This is a genomic window from Leptothrix toolikensis (SeqCode) (genome assembly GCF_057922285.1).
This window is the reverse complement of record NZ_JBYSVC010000019.1, coordinates 12427-37321: the sequence shown is the minus strand read 5'-3', so window position 1 is coordinate 37321 and position 24895 is coordinate 12427. Positions and strand designations below refer to the sequence as shown.

General features: G+C 57.7%; 22 protein-coding genes, 1 tRNA gene and 1 pseudogene. 21 read left to right on the top strand and 3 right to left on the bottom strand.

The genetic code is table 11. The features are described 5' to 3' along the window. Together AC3VI7_RS04910 and cobO are read left to right on the top strand one after the other, a co-directional pair. Positions 1-450: pseudogene (locus AC3VI7_RS04910) on the top strand (cobyric acid synthase); the annotation flags it as partial. A 32-nt stretch (positions 451-482) separates the two neighbouring features. Further along, positions 483-1052, top strand: coding sequence for a cob(I)yrinic acid a,c-diamide adenosyltransferase (cobO, locus tag AC3VI7_RS04905; RefSeq protein ID WP_489667531.1), 570 nt, complete (start codon positions 483-485; stop codon positions 1050-1052). Between the two features lie 11 nt (positions 1053-1063). On the opposite strand, the gene AC3VI7_RS04900 is transcribed toward cobO, so the two are convergent. From AC3VI7_RS04900 to AC3VI7_RS04890, 3 genes are read right to left on the bottom strand one after another with little or no spacing between them, the layout of a single operon-like run. Further along, the gene (locus AC3VI7_RS04900) at positions 1064-1570 is read right to left on the bottom strand and encodes a peptidylprolyl isomerase (protein ID WP_489667530.1); all 507 of its coding nucleotides are present in this window, start codon (positions 1568-1570) and stop codon (positions 1064-1066) included. Then, positions 1571-2158, bottom strand: coding sequence for a peptidylprolyl isomerase (locus AC3VI7_RS04895; RefSeq protein WP_489667529.1), 588 nt, complete (start codon positions 2156-2158; stop codon positions 1571-1573). It lies immediately after the preceding gene. Continuing rightward, entirely contained in the window at positions 2155-4140 is a 1986-nt protein-coding gene (locus AC3VI7_RS04890; RefSeq protein WP_489671410.1) for a L,D-transpeptidase family protein, read from the bottom strand. Before AC3VI7_RS04890 ends, AC3VI7_RS04895 begins: the two co-directional genes overlap by 4 nt. Positions 4141-4329: 189 nt before the next feature. On the opposite strand from AC3VI7_RS04890, the gene cysS reads away from it, so the two are divergent. From cysS to AC3VI7_RS04795, 19 genes are all read left to right on the top strand, one after another. After that, a complete protein-coding gene (cysS, locus tag AC3VI7_RS04885) occupies positions 4330-5733 on the top strand; it encodes a cysteine--tRNA ligase (protein WP_489667527.1) in 1404 nt (467 codons plus the stop codon). 28 nt (positions 5734-5761) lie between these two features. Beyond that, complete coding sequence (locus AC3VI7_RS04880; protein ID WP_489667717.1) at positions 5762-6418, top strand: DNA-3-methyladenine glycosylase family protein; 657 nt, start codon at positions 5762-5764, stop codon at positions 6416-6418. Positions 6419-6469: 51 nt separating this feature from the next. Further along, a complete protein-coding gene (locus AC3VI7_RS04875; protein WP_489667526.1) occupies positions 6470-7438 on the top strand; it encodes an acetyl-CoA carboxylase carboxyltransferase subunit alpha in 969 nt (322 codons plus the stop codon). After that, complete coding sequence (gene tilS / locus AC3VI7_RS04870; protein WP_489667525.1) at positions 7435-8811, top strand: tRNA lysidine(34) synthetase TilS; 1377 nt, start codon at positions 7435-7437, stop codon at positions 8809-8811. Before AC3VI7_RS04875 ends, tilS begins: the two co-directional genes overlap by 4 nt. Before the next feature lie 53 nt (positions 8812-8864). Continuing rightward, entirely contained in the window at positions 8865-10139 is a 1275-nt protein-coding gene (locus tag AC3VI7_RS04865; RefSeq protein ID WP_489667524.1) for an aspartate kinase, read from the top strand. Between the two features lie 34 nt (positions 10140-10173). Then, a tRNA-Ser gene (locus AC3VI7_RS04860) sits at positions 10174-10267 on the top strand. A gap of 117 nt (positions 10268-10384) precedes the next feature. Further along, complete coding sequence (leuC, locus tag AC3VI7_RS04855) at positions 10385-11809, top strand: 3-isopropylmalate dehydratase large subunit (protein ID WP_489667523.1); 1425 nt, start codon at positions 10385-10387, stop codon at positions 11807-11809. 22 nt (positions 11810-11831) lie between these two features. Beyond that, positions 11832-12482 carry a 3-isopropylmalate dehydratase small subunit gene (gene leuD, locus AC3VI7_RS04850; protein WP_489667522.1) on the top strand — a complete coding sequence of 217 codons (651 nt, stop codon included), beginning with the start codon at positions 11832-11834 and terminating at the stop codon, positions 12480-12482. Positions 12483-12515: 33 nt separating this feature from the next. Beyond that, complete coding sequence (gene leuB / locus AC3VI7_RS04845; protein ID WP_489667521.1) at positions 12516-13595, top strand: 3-isopropylmalate dehydrogenase; 1080 nt, start codon at positions 12516-12518, stop codon at positions 13593-13595. Positions 13596-13628: 33 nt separating this feature from the next. Next, positions 13629-14756, top strand: coding sequence for an aspartate-semialdehyde dehydrogenase (gene asd, locus AC3VI7_RS04840; protein ID WP_489667520.1), 1128 nt, complete (start codon positions 13629-13631; stop codon positions 14754-14756). Positions 14757-14967: 211 nt separating this feature from the next. Continuing rightward, the gene (locus AC3VI7_RS04835) at positions 14968-17742 is read left to right on the top strand and encodes a FimV/HubP family polar landmark protein (RefSeq protein WP_489667519.1); all 2775 of its coding nucleotides are present in this window, start codon (positions 14968-14970) and stop codon (positions 17740-17742) included. Between the two features lie 89 nt (positions 17743-17831). Next, positions 17832-18638, top strand: a complete 807-nt coding sequence (gene truA, locus AC3VI7_RS04830; RefSeq protein ID WP_489667518.1) for a tRNA pseudouridine(38-40) synthase TruA — start codon at positions 17832-17834, stop codon at positions 18636-18638. Further along, the gene (locus AC3VI7_RS04825; protein WP_489667517.1) at positions 18635-19276 is read left to right on the top strand and encodes a phosphoribosylanthranilate isomerase; all 642 of its coding nucleotides are present in this window, start codon (positions 18635-18637) and stop codon (positions 19274-19276) included. Before truA ends, AC3VI7_RS04825 begins: the two co-directional genes overlap by 4 nt. Positions 19277-19313: 37 nt before the next feature. Next, positions 19314-20567, top strand: coding sequence for a tryptophan synthase subunit beta (gene trpB, locus AC3VI7_RS04820; protein ID WP_489667516.1), 1254 nt, complete (start codon positions 19314-19316; stop codon positions 20565-20567). Continuing rightward, the gene (trpA, locus tag AC3VI7_RS04815; RefSeq protein ID WP_489667515.1) at positions 20567-21382 is read left to right on the top strand and encodes a tryptophan synthase subunit alpha; all 816 of its coding nucleotides are present in this window, start codon (positions 20567-20569) and stop codon (positions 21380-21382) included. Before trpB ends, trpA begins: the two co-directional genes overlap by 1 nt. Then, complete coding sequence (accD, locus tag AC3VI7_RS04810) at positions 21379-22251, top strand: acetyl-CoA carboxylase, carboxyltransferase subunit beta (protein WP_489667514.1); 873 nt, start codon at positions 21379-21381, stop codon at positions 22249-22251. The genes trpA and accD overlap by 4 nt, the downstream gene beginning before the upstream one ends. 20 nt (positions 22252-22271) lie before the next feature. Further along, complete coding sequence (folC, locus tag AC3VI7_RS04805) at positions 22272-23630, top strand: bifunctional tetrahydrofolate synthase/dihydrofolate synthase (RefSeq protein WP_489667513.1); 1359 nt, start codon at positions 22272-22274, stop codon at positions 23628-23630. A 25-nt stretch (positions 23631-23655) separates the two neighbouring features. Then, entirely contained in the window at positions 23656-24420 is a 765-nt protein-coding gene (locus AC3VI7_RS04800; protein WP_489667512.1) for an SPOR domain-containing protein, read from the top strand. Between the two features lie 25 nt (positions 24421-24445). Then, positions 24446-24892, top strand: a complete 447-nt coding sequence (locus tag AC3VI7_RS04795) for a CvpA family protein (RefSeq protein ID WP_489671409.1) — start codon at positions 24446-24448, stop codon at positions 24890-24892. The last annotated feature ends 3 nt before the right edge of the window (positions 24893-24895 follow it).

Below are 24895 nucleotides of genomic sequence, written 5' to 3'. Positions count from 1 at the left end.
GAGGGCGTCGAGGCGACATCCGTGGGTCTGAACGTGGACGCCAACGGTCCGGGTTTGGGCTTGCTGCCGCTGGTGACGCGCTTTGAGCCGCAGAAGCTTTTGCGTCCGGGTCGCAGCACTTTTGCGGCCTTGCAAGGCCCATGGGCGGCTTTGGCTGGGTTGACGTTTAACGGCTACGAAATCCGCCACGGCCGCACCACCTTGCATCCGGCCATGACCCCGGGTTTGGCGGCGCTACACAACGCCGAAGGCGAGGTCATTGGCTGGCAGCAGGGGAGCGTGTTAGGGCTCTACGCCCACGGGCTTTTTGAGTCCCCCGAGGTGCTCCAAGCCCTTTTTGGGGCAGGATGCCGCACCTTGGACGCCGTTTTTGACGGCTTGGCCGATTTTCTCGATCAGCACGTCGAAGCGGGCGTGCTCAAGCAACTTTTGCAACCGATCCACCCCTGACTCTCTTTCTGAATCCGACGGAGCTTTTGTTCATGCAGATCGAATCCCCCCCCACCGACGCTGGCCGCCCCCAACCCGAGGGCGAGCGGCGCGGCTTGATCATCGTTCACACCGGCGACGGTAAGGGCAAAAGTACAGCCGCTTTTGGCTTGGCGCTGCGGGCTTTTGGCCGAGGCAAAGCGGTGCATATCTACCAGTTCATGAAGGTGCCCAGCGCGCGTTTTGGCGAGCACCGGCTCTTCGAGAAAATTGGCTTGCCGATCGAAGGCTTGGGGGATGGCTTCAGCTGGAAGAGCAAGGACTTGGAGCATTCAGCCCAGTTGGCCCGGGACGGCTGGGCGCGCGCAGCGGCGCTGATCCGGGCGGGTGAGCACTTTTTGGTGGTGCTCGACGAGATCATGTATCCCATCCGCTTCGGCTGGCTGGCGCTGGACGATGTGCTGGCTTGCCTGCGGGAGCGTCCGAGCCACGTCCACGTGGTGCTGACGGGACGCGGTGCCCCCGAGGAGTTGGTCGCACTGGCCGACACGGTGACGGAAATGACGCCGATCAAGCATCACTTCGACGCCGGTGTGCCAGCGCAGCGCGGGATCGAAGACTAAGAATTGACCAATCAGCCCACCAAGGTGGCGCTGAGGATGGTCACGGCTTCACGCGGGACATCATCAAAATGACCGCTGCGGCCGGTCTTGACGCCTTCGATCTTGTCCACCACGTCTTGACCCGCGATGACTTTGCCAAAGACGGCGTAGCCCCAGCCTTGAGCCGACTCCGACTTGAAGTTCAGGAAGTCGTTGTTGGTCGTGTTGATAAAGAACTGCGACGAAGCCGAATGCGGGTCGCTGGTGCGGGCCATCGCCAAGGTGTAGTGGTTGTTTTTCAGGCCGTTGTTGGCTTCATTCTTGATGGGGGCCAGCGAGGGCTTTTGCTTCATGTCCGCCGTGAAACCACCGCCTTGAACCATAAAACCCTTGATGACGCGGTGAAAGATCGTGCCGGCGTAATGACCGGACGCGACATAGCGCAGGAAGTTTTCGGTGCAAAGAGGAGCCTTCGCGCCATCGAGTTCAATCTTGATCAGACCGGCAGAGGTATTCAGTTCGACGATTTTTTGAGTCATTTATTTCTCCAAAGTGGCTTTGTTGATGGTTACGGCCTGCACGGGCACATCGCCTTGCATACCACGACGTGTGGTGGGCACGGCGCGGATTTTATCCACAACCGCCATACCATCGATCACCTTGCCGAAAACGGCGTATCCAGTACCGTCGCGCGAATTGGCTTGATCGAGAAAAGCGTTATCGGTCACGTTGATAAAAAACTGCGATGTGGCTGAATCAGGCACATTGGTGCGCGCCATGGCCACGGTGCCCCGGGTGTTTTTCAGGCCATTTTTGCTTTCAAGCGCAATGGGTGGCCGGGTGGGTTTTTGCTGCATGTCAGCGGTGAAACCACCCCCTTGGATCATGAAGCTTTCAATCACCCGATGAAAAATGGTGCCATCGTAGTGGCCGGCTTTGACATATTCGACAAAATTCTTGGTCGATATAGGTGCATTCTTGCTGTCGAGTTCGATGACCACATCACCCATGCTGGTGCTTAACCGCACGTTTTCAGCCCAAGCTGCTGGGGACGCAGCGCTGAGGGTCAGAGCGATGGCAAGCGCTGCCTGCGCTTTGAATGCTGTGAATGAGAAGAGGTTGTTCATGCAATGACGCCTTCGTAAAAGATTTTCCACTGACCACCTTCAAGCACCCAATATTGCCTTTTGGTGGTTTTTTTGTTTTTATCCGCACCCGATGGATTTGTTTCAGTGAATGTCACCACGAGAATTTCATAGCGATCTCGCCAAGCCATGATGGATACATCACTCAGGCCACGGTCTTTCCATGGCACTGCTTGTCTTTGTGGATCCTTGCTGAGCTTTATTTTCAAGGCATTGAAATCATCGGTGCCATTCCAGAATTGTTTTGAATACAAAACCATCAGCTGTTGTATGTCGCCCCCATAACGCATGTCATTCCACTGATTAAGCAAATGAACAGCATTGTCTCGGGCGCCCTCAAGGGCTAAAGATTGAATCCACTCCAAGTGCTCTGCAACCACCACGGGTGTATTCATGGGCACAAGATCACGCAGGATCTGCCGCATGTCATCGTTGGCGAGAACAATGCAGCCGTTAGAGGATTGGGGAGCTCTTACATAGTCTGTTTTTGGGACACCATGCAGCCAGATACCTCGGCCTGATCGGCCGACCCGTTGATCGTATTCATTGGGGAAGTTGATCGGCAGAGCCCCCGCACCATACAGATCGGTGAGCTTGTCGGCACTTATCTTTTCAGTGATGTCATAAACGCCCAAAGGGGTTCGCTGATCGCCTTCGGCCCACTTGTCCACCCCATTGCGGCCGATAGAAACATAACGATGTGACACCAAGGTCAGGCCACTGGCTTTGTTTTCGAGCAAGTAAAGCCGTGAGCGCGAGGCATCGACGGCGACGACAAAGCGGACTTTCGGTGCAATGAGCAAGAGCTGGCGCGGGATGGTGCCCGGTGGCGGAGGCTCTCGCAGCGCTTGGAGGCGGCGAGCCGCTTCCAGCTCAAGTTGGGCCAGGGCTTCGGTCGTGCCTGGGCCTTGACCCGTGGGGCGATTCAGTCGGCCATCTGGGCCCAAGCGCGCGGTTTGTGCCATCAATAAGTCACCGTAGACCAGCTGCCCCAAGTGGAATTGGGGTAAATCGCGTACCAAGGTTTCAGCCCGCCCAAGAGCTTCTCGAATCTTGGCTTGGCCGATGAGCCGATAGATTTCGATCAACCGCGCTTCGGGTGCCGACAGGGGCAACATCGGGCCGTCATCCGTGCTGTCTTGTCCCGATGCCGATGCCGATGCCGATGCCGATGCCGCATCGCTGGGCGTGTCGGCCGGGTTGGCACGCGAAGACACCGTTCGTACAGCAGCGGTGGCAGCGGTGGCCGCAATCAGCATGAGGATGATGATGAGCACCACGGTGATCACCTCAGATCGGGGCCCCACGAGACCAAGGGCGGCTTGAATTTTCATCATCGCGGAAGGGGCCGGTAGCGGTGACGTTAGCGGGGGCGGAGCTGCGTCTGCGGGGCTGGATGCTGTGGTCATCGACGCTTCGCTGTGGTCATCGGGTGGCATGGATACCGGCAGCATCGGTGCTTCGACAGGGGTGGCAGATCCTGTCGCTGGGGGGGTCCACGTGCGAATCAGGTTCATGGAGACGGGTTGTGCTTGGGTGGCCGTATCGAGCACAAGCGCGCGCGCATAGGCCTGACGTGCCAACAGCCCATGCACCGTGAGAAGGTTGTCGTAGACCGCTGCATAGACCGGATCATGGCGTAAGGCTTGTTCAAAGATAGAACGAGCCAGGGTATAGCGTCCTTGCTGGGCATAGATCACCGCCATGTTGTTGAGAACCTCAATGGGCACTTGAGGCTGGTCGGCCAGACTCTCGAAGAGGGCCAGTGCAGATTCATGGCGTTGCTGCTCAACCAGCATCACCGCCTGACGAAAATGCAAGCTGCTGGTATCGGTGGTGGGGGCGGTCGTGGTTGTGGCGCTGGGCGCTGGGCTGTCGGCCCCAGCCGAGGGCAGAGCGATGCTACACAGCAGTGCAAAGACCGCCAGAACGGGTGCCCAGCGATGTTGCAAAGCAGCGAACAAGCGACCACTTTGGGTGGCTGGTCTTGTCCGATAGGGGTGTGGCCGGGCTGAAGTCGGGTGGAAACGCATCGAGTCGCTGATGGGTGGACCCGCAGGTGAGCAGGGCTATACTGAAACGATTGTATGGGAGCGTCCCTTGCTGGCTTCCCCGTTCCCGGTCCCTCGACCATCCTGATTCTTGATCCTCCGATGACGTTGCGCATCCATAACAGCCTTAGCCGGACCCTGATTGATTTCGAACCCATAGAGCCTGCTCATGTCAGGCTCTATGTTTGCGGCATGACCATTTATGACCTCTGTCATGTGGGCCATGCACGCATGATGATGGCCTTTGATGTCGTGACGCGTTGGTTACGAGCCAGCGGTTACCACGTGACTTACGTTCGCAACATCACGGACATCGACGACAAGATCATCCGCCGTGCGACCGAGCGGGGTATCACTTTGCGAGCACTCACGGATGAGATGACCGAGGCGATGCATCGTGATATTGCTGCCTTGGGCATTGAGCCGCCGACCCATGAGCCGCGTGCCACCGACTACGTGCCGCAGATGTTGACCATGATTGATCGGCTTGAGCAGCGCGGTCTGGCCTATAGGACACCCAGCGGTGATGTGAACTACGCCGTGCGGCGTTTTGAGGGCTACGGCAAGCTTTCTGGCAAGTCCTTGGATCAGCTGCGTGCGGGTGAGCGGGTGGCGGTGGCTGAAGGTAAAGAGGATCCGCTGGACTTTGTGCTCTGGAAAGCTGCCAAGCCGGAAGAGCCGATGGATGCGCGCTATGCGTCGCCCTTTGGCCCGGGGCGTCCTGGCTGGCACATCGAGTGCTCGGCCATGAGCTGCGCCCTGCTCGGGGAGACCTTCGATATTCATGGTGGAGGCCTAGATCTTCAGTTTCCGCACCACGAAAACGAGATCGCCCAGAGTGAAGGCGCGAGCGGTCAGCCTTTTGCCAAGGTTTGGATGCACAACGGTTTCCTGAATGTGGACAACGAAAAGATGTCGAAATCACTCGGCAACTTTTTCACCATTCGTGACGTTTTGCAGCACTTTGACGGTGAAACGATCCGCTTCTTCATGCTTCGGACCCATTACCGCAGCCCGTTCAACTACAGCTCGGAAGGGTTGACGGATGCGCGCAATGCGCTCAAACGGCTCTATACCGCCTTGGATGGTGTTGTTCTTGATCCAGCTGCGCATGGGCCCGTGGATTGGGCTCTTCCGTTTGCTCGGCGTTTCAAAGAGGCGATGGACGAAGACTTCAACACCGCTATGGCGGTGTCGGTTTTGTTCGATTTGGCTGCGGACGTCAATCGTAGCCACAGTGCTGAATCGGCGTTATGGCTGCGTCAATTGGGTGCTGTGCTGGGTTTGCTGCAACAGCCGCCGCGTGAATTTCTTCAGGCTGCTCATGCGGGAGGTGGTGCTGATGATGCCGATTTCACCGTGTGGATCGAGGCCCAGATTCAGGCGCGCAAAGACGCAAAAATAGCCCGCAATTTTGCGCAAGCCGATCAGATCCGTGCCACTTTGGCCGAACGAGGCATTCTTCTCAAAGACACGCCAGCCGGGACGACCTGGGTGCGTGGCTAGAGAGGGAGAGATTGCCTTGCTGAAATTGATGGTGATGGAGCCCCAGCAGGACTGGGTGACGCCCGCCTATTGGGATGAAGCCTGTCGGCACCTGACGCTGCGTGACCGCGTCATGAGCAAGCTGATTCCCTTGTTTGGTCAGGCGCGTCCTCGCAGTCGGCGCGATGCGTTCACCACCTTGGCGCGCTCCATCATCAGCCAGCAAATCGCACTGCGTACTGCTCAGTCGGTTTGGGCACGTTTTGTGGTGTTGATGGCGGGGGAATCCTGCTGCATCTCACCCGAATGGGTGCTGTCAAAGTCGGTGCCTGACTTGCGTACCGTGGGCCTATCCGCTCGCAAGAGCGAGTATTTGCTTGATCTCGCCCGCCATTTTGCGGACGGTTCGGTGCATGAATCGGCTTGGCCTGAGATGAGTGACGCCAAGATCGTTGAAGAGTTGGTGGCCATCCGAGGGGTGGGGCAGTGGACGGCCGACATGTTGTTGATTTTTCATTTGATGCGCCCCAATGTCCTGCCCTTGGACGATGCTGGGCTGATCAAGGGCATCAGCCTCAATTACTTTAGCGGCGAGCCTGTTTCGCGTGCTGAAGCGCGGGAAGTGGGCGAGGCATGGGCCCCATTTCGATCCGTGGCGACGTGGTATTTGTGGCGTAGTCTTGATCCGATGCCCGCCGCGTGCTGACACACTGGACGTAGACTAGCGCGTCCGAAGAGCCTGTAAAGGAAGAAACCGATGAGCAAACGACACTTTCTCGACTTCGAGCATCCGATTGCTGAGCTCGAATCCAAGATCGACGAATTGCGCTATGTGCAAAACGAGTCGTCGGTGGATATCTCCGAGGAGATTGATCGACTATCGAAAAAGAGCCAACAGCTGGCCAAGGATATCTACGCCACGCTGACGCCTTGGCAGATGACGCTGATTGCGCGTCATCCGCAGCGGCCGTACACCTTGGATTACATCAACGAGATCTTTACGGATTTTCAAGAGTTGCACGGCGATCGCTCCTTCGCGGACGATCTCTCCATCGTCGGTGGTTTAGCGCGTTTCAATGGTCAGGCCTGCATGGTGATCGGACACCAAAAGGGCCGGGATACCAAAGAGCGTGCTGTACGTAATTTTGGTATGTGTCGCCCGGAGGGCTATCGCAAAGCCTTGCGACTGATGAAATTGGCTGAGAAATTTGGCCTGCCTGTCTTTACCTTTGTAGATACACCGGGGGCTTATCCCGGTATCGGTGCTGAAGAGCGCGGTCAATCGGAAGCGATTGGGCGCAACATCTTTGAGATGGCGCAGCTCGAAGTGCCGATCATCACCACCATCATCGGCGAAGGCGGCTCGGGGGGCGCTTTGGCCATCAGCGTGTGCGATCAGATGCTGATGTTGCAGTTCGCGGTGTACTCGGTGATTTCTCCCGAAGGCTGTGCCTCCATCCTCTGGAAAACCGCTGAGCGTGCCAGCGAAGCCGCTGAGGCCTTGGGCATCACGGCGCATCGACTCAAGGCCTTGGGGTTGATTGACAAGATCGTCAATGAACCTGTGGGCGGGGCTCATCGGGATCCCAAACAAGCGGCCGCTTACCTCAAGCGCGTCTTGAATGACGCTTTGCGCCAAGTCTCGGATCTGAAGCCGCAAGAATTGTTGAACCAACGCTACGCGCGTTTGCGCTCTTACGGCCGTTTCAACGACACCAAAGGGTGATTGAGGCGGGCGTTCTGGCGGTTGCTTTTAGCGGCGGTCGGGATTCGACCGCCTTGCTTCACGCCATCTGCCGGGCCGCCCAAGGCTCGGCCCTTCGCATCCATGCGATCCATATCAACCATGGCTTGAGTGTTCATGCCTTGGCTTGGGAGACGCATTGCCGTGCAGTGTGTCGGCGCTGGCAGCGCGAGGGGCTTGGGTTGCAGTTCCATGCCGTGCGGGTTGCGGTGGATCGCCACAGCGCTTCCGGGCTGGAAGCTGCCGCCCGCCAGCAGCGTTATGGGGCCTTGCAACGCATCGCTCATACGGTGGGTGCCAAGGCGGTGATCTTGGCGCAGCACCGCGACGATCAGGCTGAAACGGTTTTGTTGCAGGCTTTGCGTGGCGCAGGAGCCGCAGGCTTGGCCGCCATGCCTGCGGCTGTTGAGCGTCAAGGACTGCTCTGGCTGCGCCCGTGGCTGGGCTGCCCACGGACCTGGATTGAGTCGTATCTGCGCCGTCATCGTTTGAGTTACATCGATGACGACAGCAACACCGACCCACGTTTTGCCCGCAATCGCTTGCGACTCCAGGTCTGGCCCGCCTTGAAGGCGGCATTTCCGCAGGTGGATACGGTGTTGGCGGATGTGGCTAGGCATGCGCAAGATGCCGCTTTTTGTCTGGATGCGCTGGCGGCCTTGGATGAGCAGCGTGTGGCGTTGGCGGGGGAGCGCGGTTTGGATGTGGCGGCATTGCAGTCCTTGGGGCCGCAGCGTGGGCGCAATCTATTGCGTTGTTGGCTGGGACGGATCAACGGTGCCCAAGTGGCTGCGCGCGCCACACTGATCGAGCGACTGTGGCACGAATTGCCATCGGCCAAGAGTGGTGCAAGGTGGGTGTTGGCCACGGAGCCACGCCTTGAGCTACGGCTTTATCGGGGTGAGTTGCGTTGGCATTGCGGTGCAGTGCTGGCTACAGCCGAGGTGTCCCGCCAAACCACCTTGACGCTGTGGCAACCCGGTATCTACGCCCTTCCGGATTGGCATGGGGCGCTGGCCGTTGTGGCGGTGACCTCAGGGGGGGTGTCGGCGGCAAGGCTTCTTGGGCGGGTGCTTGAACTGCGTGGGCGTGAGCCGGGTATGACCTTCCAAAGCCACCCCGCTGCGCCACCCAGAGCGATCAAAAAGCAATATCAGTACTTTGCTGTTCCAGAACCCGCCCGAGTCGGGCCGTTTCTGTATCTGGATGGGCAACTGCTGTTTGTTCCGGTTCTTGGGCTGGATGCGCGGTTTCGGCCCGATACTTCGACCGACGCGCAATTCGAATTACGTTGGATCAGCGATGAGTACCCGCACACAGCCACGCCGCAAGCTGGTGTTGGGGAGCAAGGGTAGAATCCCGCGCTCTTGGCGATGTGGTTTTTGATTCACTCTGTTTGACTCACCCAATGGCATTGATTGTTCATAAGTACGGCGGTACCTCGATGGGGTCAGCCGAGCGCATTCGCAATGTGGCCAAGCGCGTGGCTAAGTGGGCCCGAGCCGGTCACCAGATGGTGGTCGTGCCTTCGGCCATGAGCGGCGAAACCAACCGGCTGCTTTCTTTGGCCAAAGAAGTCGCCCCGAGTCGCTATACCGACGCGGTGTCGCGTGAGTTCGACATGATTGCCGCCACAGGTGAGCAGGTGTCGGTCGGTTTGTTGTCGCTGGCGTTGCAAGCTGAAGGCCTAGAAGCGGTCAGCTACGCGGGCTGGCAAGTACCGATCAAGACGGACTCCTCCTACACCAAGGCCCGTATTCAAAGCATCGACGACGTGCGTGTGCGGGCCGATTTGGATGCGGGCAAGGTGGCGATCATCACGGGCTTTCAGGGCGTGGATGATCAAGACAACATCACAACGCTGGGCCGTGGGGGCTCAGATACCTCGGCGGTCGCGGTGGCTGCGGCCATGCGGGCGCACGAGTGTTTGATCTACACCGATGTTGATGGTGTCTACACCACCGATCCGCGCGTCGTGCCCGAAGCCCGTCGGATGGCAACCATCAGTTTCGAGGAAATGCTCGAAATGGCCAGCTTGGGCTCCAAGGTGTTGCAGATCCGTTCGGTGGAATTTGCCGGCAAATATCGGGTGCCGCTGCGTGTTTTGTCCAGCTTCACACCGTGGGATATCCCGATCGACGAAGAAGCACGTTCGGGTACGTTGATCACCTTTGAGGATGATGAAAAGATGGAACAAGCCGTTGTCTCAGGTATCGCTTTCAACCGCGATGAAGCCAAAATCACCGTGGTCGGCGTGCCCGACAAGCCCGGTATTGCCTCGCGCATTCTTGGCGCGGTGGCGGATGCCAACATCGAAGTGGATGTGATTCTGCAAAACGTTTCGCATGGCGGTCGGACCGATTTCTCCTTCACGGTGCATCGCAACGATTATCAAAAAACCATGGAGCTGCTCAAGTCGGATGTTGTGACGGCGCTTGGGGCGGCAGATGTGGTGGGCGATACGCGTATCTGCAAGGTTTCAATCGTGGGTATCGGCATGCGTTCCCACGCTGGCGTGGCCAGCACGATGTTCCGCACGTTGGCGGATGAAGGCATCAACATCCAGATGATCACCACCAGCGAGATCAAAACCTCGGTCGTGATCGACGAAAAGTACATGGAATTGGCTGTTCGAGCGCTTCACAAAGCTTTCGCACTCGATGAGCCACAAACAGTTGTTTGATCTGGGCGCAAACAGGCTATAATCACCATCCTTCGGAGACGTGACCGAGAGGCCGAAGGTGCTCCCCTGCTAAGGGAGTATGTGCGCTAAAACGTGCATCGAGGGTTCGAATCCCTCCGTCTCCGCCAGAACATGCTTAAAGCCCTTGTGTTGCCCGGTTTATACCGAGCCACCAAGGGCTTTTTGCTGGGTTGGTCTTGTATCGTTGCGTTGTTTTGACTCCATATTTTTTAGATGAGGTATCGATGACGGGCCGCACTCTCTACGACAAGCTCTGGGATGAGCATGTCGTCCATACAGAAGAAGATGGCACTGCCGTGCTCTACATCGACCGCCATCTGGTGCATGAAGTCACCAGTCCACAGGCGTTTGAGGGTTTGCGCTTGGCGCATCGCAAGGTCTGGCGTGTCAGCTCAGTGGTGGCCACCGCTGATCACAACACCCCAACCACGGGTTGGGAAGCTGGTTACGACGGTATTGCTGACCCGATCTCTCGGCAGCAGATCACCACGCTGGACACCAACATCAAAGAGTTTGGTGCGGCGGCTTACTTCCCCTTTCTTGACAAGCGCCAAGGGATCGTCCATGTCATGGGGCCGGAACAGGGGGCCACGTTGCCGGGTATGACCGTGGTTTGCGGTGATAGCCATACCAGTACGCATGGTGCCTTCGGGGCGCTGGCCCATGGCATCGGCACGAGTGAAGTCGAACATGTGCTGGCCACGCAAACTTTGCTCGCCAAGAAGGCTAAAAATCTCTTGGTCAAGGTTGATGGTCGTTTGCCCGCTGGCTGTGGTGCCAAAGACATCGTGTTGGCGATCATCGGTCGCATCGGTACTGCGGGTGGCACGGGTTACACGATTGAGTTTGCCGGCTCAGCGATTCGCGCACTCAGTGTTGAAGGCCGAATGACGGTCTGCAACATGGCGATTGAAGCCGGTGCTCGCGCTGGTTTGGTCGCCGTGGACGACAACACCATCAACTATGTGCGTGGTCGTCCCTTTGCCCCGCAAGGCGTTGAATTTGACCAAGCTGAAGCGTATTGGCGCACGCTGCATTCCGATGCAAATGCCCAGTTCGATGCTGTGGTTGAGCTCGATGCCACACAGATTGCGCCGCAGGTGACTTGGGGAACGTCGCCTGAGATGGTGCTCTCGATCGAGGACCGCGTGCCTGATCCCGATAAAGAGCGCGATGCCAACAAGCGTGATGGCATGGAGCGGGCGCTGAAATACATGGGCTTGGAGCCGAACAAGGCCATTGCTGATATTCGCATCGACAAGGTTTTCATTGGTTCCTGCACCAATAGCCGTATCGAAGACATGCGTGAAGCTGCGGCTGTGGTGCGTCGTATCGGTGGGCATATTGCTGCGAATGTCAAGTTGGCCTTGGTGGTGCCAGGTTCAGGCTTGGTCAAGGCCCAAGCGGAAGCGGAAGGCTTGCATCTGATCTTCAAGGCGGCTGGCTTTGAATGGCGTGAGCCGGGCTGTTCGATGTGTTTGGCCATGAATGCCGACCGGCTGGAGCCGGGCGAGCGTTGTGCTTCAACCAGCAACCGCAACTTTGAAGGCCGTCAAGGCGCGGGGGGGCGCACCCATTTGGTCAGCCCGGCGATGGCGGCTGCGGCCGCGATGCAAGGTCATTTCGTCGACGTGCGCCGCTTGGCCTGACACGTACAAGGACACACTCATCATGCAAGCCTTTACCGTACATAAAGGGCTCGTGGCCCCCATGGACCGCGAGAACGTCGATACCGACGCGATCATCCCTAAGCAGTTTTTGAAGTCGATCAAGCGCAGCGGCTTCGGTCCGAATCTATTCGATGAATGGCGCTATCTCGATGTGGGCCAGCCCGGGCAAGAGTCGGTGGTGCGCCAGCCTAATCCCGATTTTGTGCTCAATCAGTCGCGCTATACCGGCGCTTCGGTGCTGTTAGCGCGCAAGAACTTTGGCTGTGGTTCCAGCCGCGAACATGCCCCTTGGGCGCTGGAGCAATATGGGTTTCGTGCTCTGATTGCCCCGAGTTTTGCCGACATCTTCTTCAACAACTGCTTTAAGAATGGGCTTTTGCCGATTCAATTGCCTGAGCACGTTGTGGCGCAGCTCTTCGACGAAGTCCACGCTTTTCCGGGCTATCAGCTGACCATTGACCTGCCGCGCCAAGTCATCGTCAAGGGTGACGGCAGCGAGATCGCTTTCGAGGTGCAAGCCTTTCGCAAGTACTGCCTTGTCAATGGCTTCGACGATATCGGCTTGACCTTGCGCCACCAAGACAAGATCAAAGCCTTCGAGGCCGAGCGCTTGGCTAAGATGCCTTGGCTCAATCATCGCCAAGTCGGCTGATTCCACCCTTTGTATTCAAGCTAGTCCATGACCATGAAGATTGCAGTTCTGCCGGGTGACGGCATTGGTTCCGAAATCGTTGCTGAAGCCGTCAAGGTGCTCAAGGCGCTCGATCTTTCTTTTGAAATGGAACAAGCGCCCGTCGGTGGTGCAGCTTATGAGGCGAGTGGTCATCCGCTGCCAGACTCGACCCTGAATCTGGCCAAGGCCGCCGATGCCATCCTGTTTGGTGCTGTCGGTGACTGGAAGTACGACACCCTGGATCGCCCGCTTCGCCCGGAGCAGGCGATCCTGGGGCTGCGTAAGCACCTCGGTTTATTTGCTAACTTTCGCCCAGCGATTTGCTACGAGCAACTCACACACGCTTCTAGTCTGAAGCCCGAACTGGTGGCCGGTCTCGACATCCTGATCATCCGTGAACTGACGGGCGATATCTACTTCGGCCAGCCGCGTGGTCGTCGGATCGCTGTGGATGGGCACTTCCCCGGTGCTGAGGAAGCCTTCGACACCATGCGCTACAGCCGCCCGGAGATTGAGCGCATCGCCCATGTGGCGTTCCAAGCCGCCCGTTTGCGTAGCAAGCGCGTGACCAGCGTGGACAAGGCCAACGTGCTCGAAACCTTCCAGCTGTGGAAGGATGTCGTCACGGAAGTGGCTAAGCAGTACCCCGACGTGGCACTGGATCACATGTACGTCGATAACGCTGCCATGCAATTGGTGCGCGCACCCAAGCGCTTCGATGTGATCGTGACGGGCAATATGTTCGGCGACATCCTTTCGGATGAGGCTTCCATGCTGACCGGCTCCATCGGCATGTTGCCGTCGGCCTCGCTCAATGCGCAGAACAAGGGCCTATACGAGCCAAGTCACGGCAGTGCGCCGGACATCGCCGGCAAAGGTATCGCTAATCCGCTGGCGACGATTCTTTCTGCCGCCATGATGCTGCGCTTCTCGTTGGGTCAAGCTGCTGCTGCTGATCGCATTGAACAAGCAGTCAAGTCGGTGCTGGCTCAAGGCTTCCGCACGGTCGATATTGCCGAAGCAGGGGCCAAAACGGTCGGCACGGCCGTGATGGGCGACGCGGTGGTCGCTGCGTTGGTGGCTCAGGGCTGATACAGAATTCTGATTATTTGTAAAGGAATGAAAATGCAACTCGTAGGTATCGTTGGCTGGCGGGGAATGGTGGGTTCGGTTCTGATGGATCGAATGAAGGAAGAAGGTGATTTTTCACATTTTGAGCCTGTTTTCTTTTCGACCAGTAATGCTGGCGGCGCTGCGCCTGCTATGGCGCGCAATGAAAATACCCTCAAGGATGCTTACGATATTGAAGCGTTGCGGCGCTGTGACATTATTCTGACGGCCCAAGGTGGGGATTACACGACCGAGATTTTCCCCAAGCTGCGCGCAGCTGGTTGGAACGGTCATTGGATTGATGCCGCTTCAACGTTACGGATGAATTCTGATGCTGTGATCGTGCTTGATCCGGTCAATATGCCCGTGATCAAGGATGCATTGGCCCACGGGGGACGCAATTGGGTCGGTGGCAATTGCACGGTCAGTTGCATGTTGTTGGGGGTGGGGGCACTCTACAAGGCCGGTTTGGTCGAGTGGATGAGCACCATGACTTATCAGGCGGCTTCAGGTGGCGGTGCTCAGCACATGCGGGAGTTACTGACTCAATACGGTACGCTTAACGCTGAAGTTCGGTCCTTGTTGGATGATCCTAAGAGCGCAATTCTTGAAATTGATCGCAAGGTGATTGCCAAGCAACGTGGTCTTAGTGCTGAAGAAACCGCCCATTTTGGAGTCCCACTGGGCGGGTCACTGATTCCTTGGATTGACAAGGATCTTGGCAATGGGGCCTCTCGTGAGGAGTGGAAAGGCATGGCTGAGACAAACAAGATTCTCGGCATCGGTGAAGGATTTGCTGCTCCTGCTATTCCTGTGGATGGTTTTTGTGTGCGTATTGGTGCTATGCGTTGTCATAGCCAGGCACTGACGTTCAAGCTTCGCAAGGATGTCCCTGTGGCCGATATCGAGGCCTTGATCGCGCAAGATAATCCGTGGGCAAAGGTCATTCCAAATACCCGCGAAGCCACCTTGGCAGGACTCACACCCGTTGCAGTAACAGGGACACTCAATATCCCTGTGGGCCGCATTCGAAAGCTGGCGATGGGGTCGGAGTACGTGGGTGCATTTACGATTGGTGATCAACTTCTTTGGGGCGCAGCGGAACCATTGCGCAGAATGCTCAGAATTCTTCTTGAGCATTGATTTTCCTGTGTGAAAATCCTTGTTGCCCGTTTGCAACGGGTGTGGGATGGCAGGTCGATCAACAAGCTATCCCGCAGTTCTTGGCTCGGGGCGAAGCTTGTGCTGTTGAGAGCTTGATGCTATCTTCGAAACGAGACTCGTCGTTTTTTATTGAATTTTTCCTACCAACGGACCGGTGAATCGAATGGTTTCACTGTGTACGGGAGACGCTTTGAAAACTAACCCGAAGCAAATTGCGCGTTCGGCACTGAACGAACTAGCTGCCGCTGCCGCACTCACTGCCCTGTTCTGCGCGGCTCAGCCTGCGTGGTCCCTTGGGCTGGGCCGGCTGGTGGTTCACTCCTCTTTGGGGGAGTCCTTGCGTGCTGAAGTGGATGTCACCAGCATCACACCCGATGAGGCCAACAATCTTCGAGTCAGAGTGGCCCCGCCAGACTCTTACCGTGTCGCTGGGATTGATTACAACCCCGTGTTAACGGCTACGGCGGTCTCTCTGCAAAAGCGCGCTGATGGCTCGAATTACTTGCAGATCGTCAGTGACCGGGTGGTTCAAGAGCCTGCGGTGGACGTGATCCTCGAAATGTCGTGGACCACAGGCCGGTTGATGCGCGAGTACACCTTGCTGTTCGATCCGCCTGCGACGACGGCTCAGCTTGCGGCTCCGAGTGTGGCCAATTTGCCGCCGACAGCTCCTTTGGAGCTGCCGCCCTCGTTGTTGCCGACTGCTGCCGCATCAGCTGAGCAGATTCCCGCCGCAGCCGCTTCTGCGCCTGTTGTTGAAGCGCTAGCCTCCGCACCGGAAGCTGCGTCTGCTCCGGTGTTGTCGCAGCCTGTGCCCGAAGATAATGGTTTGCGCACACCTGACCCATCGGTTGCACCTACGCCTCCCACACCGAGCGGTAGCGGTTTGCCGGTGACATCACCTTCTGTGCCCGATGCGCCACCTCCGGTGGTCAGGTCGACTCAGCCCGTTGCACCTCCGACGCCAAAATCACCCAGTGAGTACCGTGTTAAGCGGGGTGATTCGCTGACGGCCATTGCGCATCGCAACATGCTGTCCGGGGTCTCGCTAGAGCAGATGCTGGTGGGTCTTTTCCGTGGCAACGCGCCAGCCTTTGTGGCGGGCAATATGAATCGCCTCAAGTCAGGTGTGCTGATCTCTATGCCAGATCAGGGCCAAGTGGCGGCCATTGATCCGGCACAGGCACGTCAATTGATCCATGTGCAAAGTGCGGATTTCAATGCTTATCGGCAGCGCTTAGCGGCAGCTGTGCCAGCACCTGTCGAGGTCGATACTTCGCGTCAAGCGACCTCCACGGGTAAGGTTCAGACGGAGGTTCAGGATCGACGTCAAGCGGCCGTCACAACGCCGGATCGTTTGACCATCGATAAAAAATCGCCGGCGGGTAAGGGGGGCTCTACCCCTCTGACCCCTGAGGACAAAGTGGCGGCTGAGCGGACGCAGCGTGAAACGGCAAGCCGTATCGATGAACTTGCACGGACTCAGAAAGAGTTGACACGGCTTAGGGCCGAAGCGGCCTCTTCTGGTGACGTGGCTTCTGCTGCCAAACCGGGGACATCTCTGGTTTCGACACCGGCATCGAGTGGCTTATCGGCGAATGCAAAAGCCTCGGATGCGTTGCTTTCTGCTTCGGCCCCGGCTGAAAAATCATCTGCTGCCGCTTCGGCAGGTGGGTTTGCGGCATCCAAAGCGTCTGCCCCTGTGATCACCGGGGGAGCCAGTGCAGCTAGTGGCGCGGCAACACACCGTAGTACACCGGCCTCCGCTGCGAGCGATGCGGGTGAGCCCTCCTTGTTGGATAGCTTGTCTGACAATCCCTACGTTTTGCCTGGGGCTGGGTTGGTCTTGGCTTTGCTTGCTGGCTTGGGGTACTACCGGCTTCGCGGTAAAAGCAAAGATGAAGCGGGGGTGTCGTCCTTTCTAGAAAGTCGTTTGCAACCGGATTCATTCTTTGGTGCCAGTGGTGGGCAGCGGGTTGATACACGGGATGCTGCTGCTGCACCGTCTTCCATGAGCTACTCGCTCAGTCAGATTGATGCCATCGGTGATGTGGATCCTGTTGCTGAAGCGGATGTCTATTTGGCCTATGGACGTGATCTTCAAGCTGAAGAAATCCTCAAAGAAGCCCTGCGCTCCTCACCGGACCGCTTGGCCATTCGTTCCAAATTGCTGGAGGTCTACGCCAAGCGCCGAGATGTCAAGGGCTTTGAGTCCATGGCTGGCGAGCTTTATGGCTTGACCGATGGTCATGGCGAGGAGTGGGTCAAGGCGCAAGAATTGGGCCGTTCGATTGATCCGGAAAATCCGCTCTATGAGCCTGGTGGTCATCCGCAGGGTGGCGGAAGTATGGGAGCCGGTGAGCCTTTGGGCGCAACCACAATGCCTCAGTCCGTGGTCCCCTCGCCATCAAGATTCCAAAATGGGGGGCCATCGCAATCGTCGCGCTCCATGCCGTCTGCACAGGATGATGTTTCGATTGATTTGGATATTTCCGTGCCCAGCGAAATTGGTGATGGCGATGACTTTTTGTCACCGCCACCACGCAGCGCAGCTCCGCTGAAGCCTCCGGCTAACCCGAAAAAGACCACAGAGGCTTCATCATCCTCGTCGCTGAACTTTGGTGGCGGCGGTTCTAGCATCGACTTCAACGCAGATGATTTTGCTGCGTTGCCCAAGATGCCTAGCGTTGAGCCCGTCTCGTTGAACGATGATTCACACAGCCTCGATTTTGGTGCTGTCTCGCTTGATTTCGACTTGCCGCCGAGTGCCACTCCCGCTAAGGGCGTGTCTTCTGAGGATGATGCTGAGTCGAATCCGTGGGTGCGCAAGATCGAACTGGCCGATGAATTCCGTCAGATCGGTGATACCGAAGGTGCCCGAGACATGCTGCTGGAGGTGGTTGAAAAGGCCAATAATCCAACCTTGAAAGCCAGAGCCAAGAGAATGTTGGACTCATTGGGTTGATTCAGCGTCGAATCTGACCTTCTTTCTACTGACCAATTTGCGAAGACACTGGGTGTCTTTTGCAAATTGGTCTTTTTTGTGGTTTGTTCGTGACGAGTTTATCCAGAATTGCGCTTGGTGTTTCCTATCGGGGCTCAGCATATCGGGGCTGGCAGATCCAAAAAGATGGATTGATGACGGTGCAAGGTTGCCTCGAAGAGGCTATCGAGAAATTCACTGAGCATGCTTATCGAACCGTTTGTGCGGGTCGCACCGATGCAGGTGTCCATGCACTTAATCAAGTGGTTCACTTCGATTCAAGTGTCAGTAGAGATACTTTTTCATGGGTTAGAGGGTTGAATGCTTTTTTACCATCGGATATAGCGATTCGTTGGGCGCGTGAGATGGATGCCAAATTTGATGCGCGTAATGCAGCCATCGGTCGTCGGTATCGATATATTTTGTTCGAGTCACCGACCCGGCCGTCCATAGAAAATAGCCTCGTCGGCTGGACTTTCAAACCCGTTGACGTCGATTGCATGCGTGAATCAGCGGCGATGCTCTTGGGTGAGCATGATTTTTCAGCCTTTCGATCCTCGCAGTGCCAAGCAAAGTCACCGATCAAGATCTTGCGAGAAATTCGTATATCTAGAAGAGGTAATTATCTTTTCTTTGATTTTGAAGCATCCGCTTTTTTGCATCACATGGTTCGCAATATCATGGGCTCACTTTTGATGATTGGTTCGGGTGTTAAGCCGCCGGATTGGATGCGAGATATTCTTGTTGCAAAGGATAGAAAACTTGCCGCACCGACATTTTCTCCGGATGGCCTCTATTTTATCGGTCCTCGGTATGAACCGTCTTTTGGTTTGCCAGAAACGGGTTCTGAATTTCAAGATTTATGGGCCTTGGCATGATTCAAAGAACCCGGATCAAGATTTGTGGCATTACCCGAGAAGCCGACTTGGATGTTGCTGTCCAAAGTGGTGCTGATGCTTTGGGCTTTGTTTTTTATGACCAAAGCACGCGTCATGTGTCACTGGATCGGGCCGTTGAGTTGGTACGGCATTTGCCGCCCTTTGTGACCCCCGTGGGCCTTTTTGTCAATGCCAGCCCAGCCTTGATCGAAGAGGCCTGCGAACGCTTGCCAACGCTACTTTTGCAGTTTCATGGTGATGAAACCTCAGAGGCTTGCGAGCGCTATCGGAGGCCCTATGTTCGAGCCGCTCGGATGGCAGCTGATTTTGATTTGTTAGACTTCGCGCGCAAATTTTCTACAGCGCAGGCGGTGCTGCTCGATGCCCACGTCGATGGGTATGGGGGTGGCGGAAAGGTTTTTGATTGGTCGCTGATTCCTTCCGGCGTGGCCCGTCCGGTCGTTTTGTCTGGTGGGTTGAATCCTGCCAATGTGATCGATGGCGTGAGGCACGTTCGCCCTTGGGCCGTGGACGTCAGTTCCGGCGTTGAGGTCGCCAAGGGCATCAAGGATCCCGCGTTGATCCGCCGTTTCTGCGCTGCTGTGCGTGAAGCCGATGAGCTTCAGCAGGTTCAGTAGGCTGCGCAAGCTTCCCAAGATTCACAAGGTTGAGACCATGTTTCATTACGATCAGCCCGATGCCCGTGGGCATTTCGGCGTTTACGGCGGCAGCTTCGTTGCCGAAACCCTCAGCCACGCGCTTGACGAATTGCGCGCTAACTACGACCGTTACCGTGACGATCCAGCGTTTCTGGCCGAATATCGCCGTGAGTTGAAGCACTTTGTGGGCCGACCGAGCCCGATCTATCACGCGGACCGCATGAGCCGCGAAATGGGCGGTGCGCAGATTTACTTGAAGCGCGAAGACCTGAATCACACCGGCGCGCACAAGATCAACAACGTGATTGGCCAAGCGCTGTTGGCCAAGCGCATGGGCAAGCCGCGCGTCATCGCCGAGACTGGTGCGGGCCAGCACGGCGTGGCCACCGCGACCATCTGTGCGCGCTATGGCTTGGAATGCGTGGTCTATATGGGTGCCGAGGATGTCAAGCGCCAGAGCCCGAATGTCTACCGCATGCATCTGCTCGGTGCCAAGGTGGTGCCGGTTGAGTCGGGCAGCAAGACCTTGAAAGATGCGCTGAACGAAGCGATGCGCGACTGGGTGACGAACGTTGAGAACACCTTCTACATCATCGGCACCGTGGCCGGACCGCATCCGTACCCGGCGATGGTGCGCGACTTCCAAGCCATCATCGGCCAAGAATGCTTGACGCAAATGCCCGAGATGATCGGCGCGCCCGACCGTCAGCCCGATGCGGTGATTGCCTGTGTGGGCGGTGGCTCGAATGCGATGGGCATCTTTTATCCCTACATTCCTTTTGAAGGCACACGCCTGATCGGTGTCGAGGCGGCGGGTGAGGGCATGGGCACGAACAAGCATTCGGCCTCGTTGCAGCTCGGCAAGCCTGGCGTGCTGCACGGTAACCGCACCTACATCTTGCAAGATGCCAACGGCCAGATCACCGAGACGCATTCGATCTCGGCCGGTCTCGACTATCCCGGCGTCGGCCCCGAGCATGCCTACTTGAAGGACATCGGCCGGGCCGAATATGTCGGTATCACCGACACAGAAGCCCTTGCAGCCTTTCATTACTTATGTCGTATCGAAGGCATCATCCCGGCGCTGGAGTCGAGCCACGCAGTGGCCTACGCGATGCAGCTGGCCAAAACCATGCGTCCGGACCAGCACATCTTGGTGAATCTGTCCGGTCGGGGCGACAAGGATATCGGCACGGTGGCCGATTTGTCGGGTGCCGAGTTCTATTGCCGGCCGTCGTGCCGAGGCCTGAGCGTCAAGGGAGCCTTCTGATGAGCCGCATTCAAGCCACCTTTGCCCGTCTCGCCGCCGAAGGCCGCAAGGCCCTGATTCCGTACGTGACGGCGGGTGATCCCTACGCCGACATCACGGTCGAGCTGATGCACGGCATGGTCGAAGCGGGCGCCGACGTGATCGAACTTGGTGTGCCCTTTTCTGATCCGATGGCCGATGGCCCGGTGATCCAGCGTGCCAGTGAGCGTGCGCTGCTCAAAAACATCTCGACTGCCGATGTGTTGGCGATGGTGCGCGCTTTCCGCAAGAAAGACGCCACCACGCCGGTGGTGCTGATGGGTTACGCCAATCCGGTCGAGTGCTACGGCCCGGACCGCTTCGTCGATGACGCTAAGGCGGCGGGTGTCGATGGTGTCTTGATCGTTGATTACCCGCCGCAGGAGTGCGAGGTCTTTGCCGCACGGCTGCGCGCTGCCGATATGGATGCGATCTTTTTGCTCGCGCCGACCTCAACCGACGCACGCATGGCCGATGTCGGCCGCATTGCCACCGGCTACGTCTACTACGTTTCGCTCAAAGGCGTGACAGGTGCCGGTCACCTCGACACCGATGCGGTGGCGCGCATGGTGCCGCGCATCCGTGCGCAGGTGAACGTGCCGGTGGGTGTGGGCTTCGGTATCCGTGACGCTGCCACAGCGGTAGCGGTGGCGAAATCCTCCGATGCGGTGGTGATCGGTTCCCGTATCATCCAGCTGATTGAAAACGAGCCGCGCGAGCGGGTGGTGCCGGTAGCTGCCGGTTTCCTCCGCGAGATCCGTGTGGCTTTGGATACGCTCCAAGGAGAAACTGCATGAGTTGGCTCGACAAGCTTCTGCCCCCCAAGATCCAGCGCACCAATCCGAGTGATCGGCGCTCGGTGCCTGAAGGCCTATGGATCAAGTGTCCGTCGTGTGAGACGGTGCTCTATAAGACCGACCTTGAGCAGAATGTGCAGGTCTGCCCGAAGTGCAGCCATCACCACCGCATTGGTGCGCGGGCTCGGCTCAATGCTTTTTTGGACGGTGAGGGACGTTATGAACTCGGCCAAGAAGTGTTGCCTATTGATGCCTTGAAATTCAAGGACAGTCGCAAGTACCCGGATCGACTCAAGGATGCCCTCGAAGCCACGGGTGAGACCGATGCGCTGATTGTCATGGGCGGCTCGGTGATGAGTATCCCCTTGGTGGTGGCGGCTTTCGAGTTCGAATTCATGGGCGGCTCCATGGGGTCGGTGGTGGGTGAGCGCTTTGTGCGTGGCGTCGAAACTGCCATTGAGCAAAAAGTGCCGTTCATCTGCTTCACCTCTACCGGGGGCGCACGCATGCAAGAAGGGCTGCTCTCCTTGATGCAGATGGCCAAGACCAACGCTTCATTGACGCGTCTGGCCAAGGCAAAGCTGCCCTACATCAGCGTGCTGGCGGACCCGACCATGGGTGGGGTTTCGGCCAGTTTTGCCTTTGTGGGTGATGTCGTGATCGCTGAACCCAAAGCTTTGATCGGCTTTGCGGGTCCGCGTGTGATTGAGAACACCGTGCGCGAGAAACTGCCTGAAGGCTTTCAGCGCGCTGAGTTTTTGCTGGGTAAAGGTGCCATCGACATGATTGTTGACCGGCGTGAGTTGCGCGCCACGGTGGCCCGAACTTTAGCCATGTTGCAGCGCCAAAGTGCTGACGCGGTGGCCTGAGTCGGCGGCAAAGCAGTTTCATGTTTCCTTCGAGTCTGGCTGAGTGGCTTGCGCATTGCGAGCGTCTGCATCCCCGAGAAATTGATCTCACCCTCGCACGGGTGGTGCGTTTGCGTGATCGCTTGGGTTTGCATTTTGAGGTGCCTGTTTTTACAGTGGCGGGTACCAATGGCAAGGGTTCAACCTGCGCCATGCTTGAGGCCATCTTGTTGCAGGCCGGCTATCGGGTGGGGGTCTACACCTCGCCCCACTTGGTGCATTTTGAAGAGCGTCTGCGCTTGAATGGCGAGATCGTCAATGCCGAGACATTGTTGCCGCACTTCAAGGCGGTGGAGCTGGCTCGCCAAGCGGGCGGTGAGGCGGTGGAGCTCACTTACTTTGAGTTCACCACCTTGGCCATCCTGCACTGCTTGGCCGCCGAACCCTTGGATGCCGTGGTGTTGGAAGTTGGGCTGGGTGGGCGGCTTGATGCGGTCAATGCCATCGATGCCGATTGCGCCGTGATCACCTGCATCGACATCGACCACAGCGCTTGGTTGGGCTCAGACCGGGAAAGTATCGGGCGGGAAAAGGCCGGCATCATCCGTGCGGATCGGCCGGTCATTCTCTCGGACCCCATGCCTCCGGCCAGTGTGCTGGCCCATGCCCAAGCTGTTGGGGCGGATGTGTGGCTGTTCGGTCGCGATTTCAACTATTCAGGCGATCGCCAGCAGTGGAGCTGGAGCGGTCGTAGTCGCCGCCATAACGCACTGGCTTATCCCGCCTTGCGCGGAGCCAATCAGCTGATCAATGCGTCGGGTGTTTTGGCAGCGTTGGCTGCTTTGCGGGATCGCTTGCCGGTTCCGGCTCAGGCGATCCGCAATGGGCTGGCCATGGTGAACTTGCCTGGGCGCTTTCAGATCGTTCCCGGCCAGCCGACGTTGGTGCTTGACGTGGCACACAACCCCCACGCCGCAGCGGCCTTGGCGCAAAACCTAGATCAAATGGGGTTTTTCCCCCGCACGCTGGCCGTGTTTGGGGCCATGGCCGACAAAGATCTGGAGCATTTGGTCAGCCCCTTGCTGGCTTTGGTCGATGTTTGGCATTGTTGTGATTTGCCCACAGCACGGGCGGCTTCTGCCGATCAACTTGCGGCAGTGATCCACTCCCCCGAGTCGGTGTCAACCGATGGCAACGCCACCCGGGTTCATCGGCATGATTCCCCGCTTGCCGCCCTTCGGGCTGCACTGTCTGAGGCCGACCCCGCTGATAGAATCATCGTCTTTGGCTCTTTCTATACTGTGGGTGGTGTGTTGGAAGCAGGGCTTCCGAGCTTGATGGGCACGCATATCGCGACACCCAAAGCCGGAATCGCCTTGTCTTTGACGGGCTCGCACTGAGTTTCGCTCGCCACCGATCTAGCCCATGGGACTCCTCTCTTTTTTGCAGCGCAAGACCAAGCCGGTTGAACTCGTCAAGTCGGGAGCCGTCGATGTTGCCCAGCTTGAGCACCTAAGGGTGCGCGCTCGGCATCGACTGATCGGTGCTGTGGTGCTTGTCTCTGCGGCTGTTTTGGTACTGCCCCGGGTTTTTGATAGTCAGCCTCGGCCCTTGTCGGCGGGTGCGGGTGTCAAAGTCGAGATGGTGGGCCACCCTGAATCGGCCGCTTCAGCCGCCCCTATGGCTGCCGCTGTGGCAGCTTCTACGGGCGCTATCCCTGCTTCACCCCCCGTGGCTTCTTTCCCCGCCGCCTCTAAGGTTTCACCACCACCACGGGCTTTGGCGGGGGCTGCCAGTGCTACTACTACTACGACCACTACTACTACGGTACCCAAGACCGCAGCATCGCAGCTGCCTCCACCTGCTACGACGCATCGACCGACCAAGACGGAATCAGAGCGTGCCCAAGCGTTGCTGGAGGGGCGTGCCGAGAAAAAAGCTGCGAGCACCTCTGAGGCTGTGGTGCGTTTCTTTGTTCAAGCGGGTGCATTTGAGCAGCCCAGTGCGGCGCATGACATGCATCAGCGTGTGGAGCAATTGGGCCTTGCGGCCCACGAGCAAAACCTCACGACCCCCGCTGGCCGGCGTATTCGAGTGCGGGTCGGACCGTACACCTCGCGCGAAGAGGCCAATGCCGTGATGGCGCGCATGCGTTCAGGTGGATTGCCAGCAGCCATCATGGTGCAGTAAATCGATGGGCTGGATCGATGGAATCATGCTGGCCGTGTTGACCTTGTCCATGGTCGTGGGGATTTTTCGCGGCTTGGTGTTTGAGCTGTTGTCCATGCTGGGGTGGTTGGCGGCATGGCTTGTGGCGCGTCAAGCCGGGGCCACGGCCGGGGCCAAGATCCCTTTACCTATCCATGACCCAGCCATCAGCGCTGCGGTTGGTTTTGCCGTTGTTTTCATCGCGGTCTTGCTGATCGCTCGGCTGTTGACGAGCTTGGTACGTCAAGTCATCCATGCTTCCCCCTTGGGGGCCATCGACCATTGGCTGGGTGCTTTGTTTGGTTTTGCACGGGGTGGGGCGGTGTTGTTGGCGCTGGTCACTTTGCTGGCGATGACACCGCTGAGTCGCCAAGACATCTGGCTTACTTCAGTCGGTATACGTTGGGTGAAGCAGCTTGGCCAAGTGTTTCTGCCTTTGCTGCCTAATTTTTGAAAT

Coding starts and splice junctions, on each gene's coding strand:
- AC3VI7_RS04895 (WP_489667529.1), bottom strand. CDS start 2,158: ATGAACAACCTCTTCTCATTCACAGCATTCAAAGCGCAGGCAGCGCTT.
- cysS (WP_489667527.1), top strand. CDS start 4,330: ATGACGTTGCGCATCCATAACAGCCTTAGCCGGACCCTGATTGATTTC.
- accD (WP_489667514.1), top strand. CDS start 21,379: ATGAGTTGGCTCGACAAGCTTCTGCCCCCCAAGATCCAGCGCACCAAT.
- AC3VI7_RS04795 (WP_489671409.1), top strand. CDS start 24,446: ATGCTGGCCGTGTTGACCTTGTCCATGGTCGTGGGGATTTTTCGCGGC.
- AC3VI7_RS04825 (WP_489667517.1), top strand. CDS start 18,635: ATGATTCAAAGAACCCGGATCAAGATTTGTGGCATTACCCGAGAAGCC.
- leuB (WP_489667521.1), top strand. CDS start 12,516: ATGAAGATTGCAGTTCTGCCGGGTGACGGCATTGGTTCCGAAATCGTT.
- leuC (WP_489667523.1), top strand. CDS start 10,385: ATGACGGGCCGCACTCTCTACGACAAGCTCTGGGATGAGCATGTCGTC.
- trpA (WP_489667515.1), top strand. CDS start 20,567: ATGAGCCGCATTCAAGCCACCTTTGCCCGTCTCGCCGCCGAAGGCCGC.
- AC3VI7_RS04880 (WP_489667717.1), top strand. CDS start 5,762: ATGGTGATGGAGCCCCAGCAGGACTGGGTGACGCCCGCCTATTGGGAT.
- AC3VI7_RS04900 (WP_489667530.1), bottom strand. CDS start 1,570: ATGACTCAAAAAATCGTCGAACTGAATACCTCTGCCGGTCTGATCAAG.
- folC (WP_489667513.1), top strand. CDS start 22,272: ATGTTTCCTTCGAGTCTGGCTGAGTGGCTTGCGCATTGCGAGCGTCTG.
- AC3VI7_RS04875 (WP_489667526.1), top strand. CDS start 6,470: ATGAGCAAACGACACTTTCTCGACTTCGAGCATCCGATTGCTGAGCTC.
- asd (WP_489667520.1), top strand. CDS start 13,629: ATGCAACTCGTAGGTATCGTTGGCTGGCGGGGAATGGTGGGTTCGGTT.
- AC3VI7_RS04800 (WP_489667512.1), top strand. CDS start 23,656: ATGGGACTCCTCTCTTTTTTGCAGCGCAAGACCAAGCCGGTTGAACTC.
- cobO (WP_489667531.1), top strand. CDS start 483: ATGCAGATCGAATCCCCCCCCACCGACGCTGGCCGCCCCCAACCCGAG.
- leuD (WP_489667522.1), top strand. CDS start 11,832: ATGCAAGCCTTTACCGTACATAAAGGGCTCGTGGCCCCCATGGACCGC.
- trpB (WP_489667516.1), top strand. CDS start 19,314: ATGTTTCATTACGATCAGCCCGATGCCCGTGGGCATTTCGGCGTTTAC.
- AC3VI7_RS04865 (WP_489667524.1), top strand. CDS start 8,865: ATGGCATTGATTGTTCATAAGTACGGCGGTACCTCGATGGGGTCAGCC.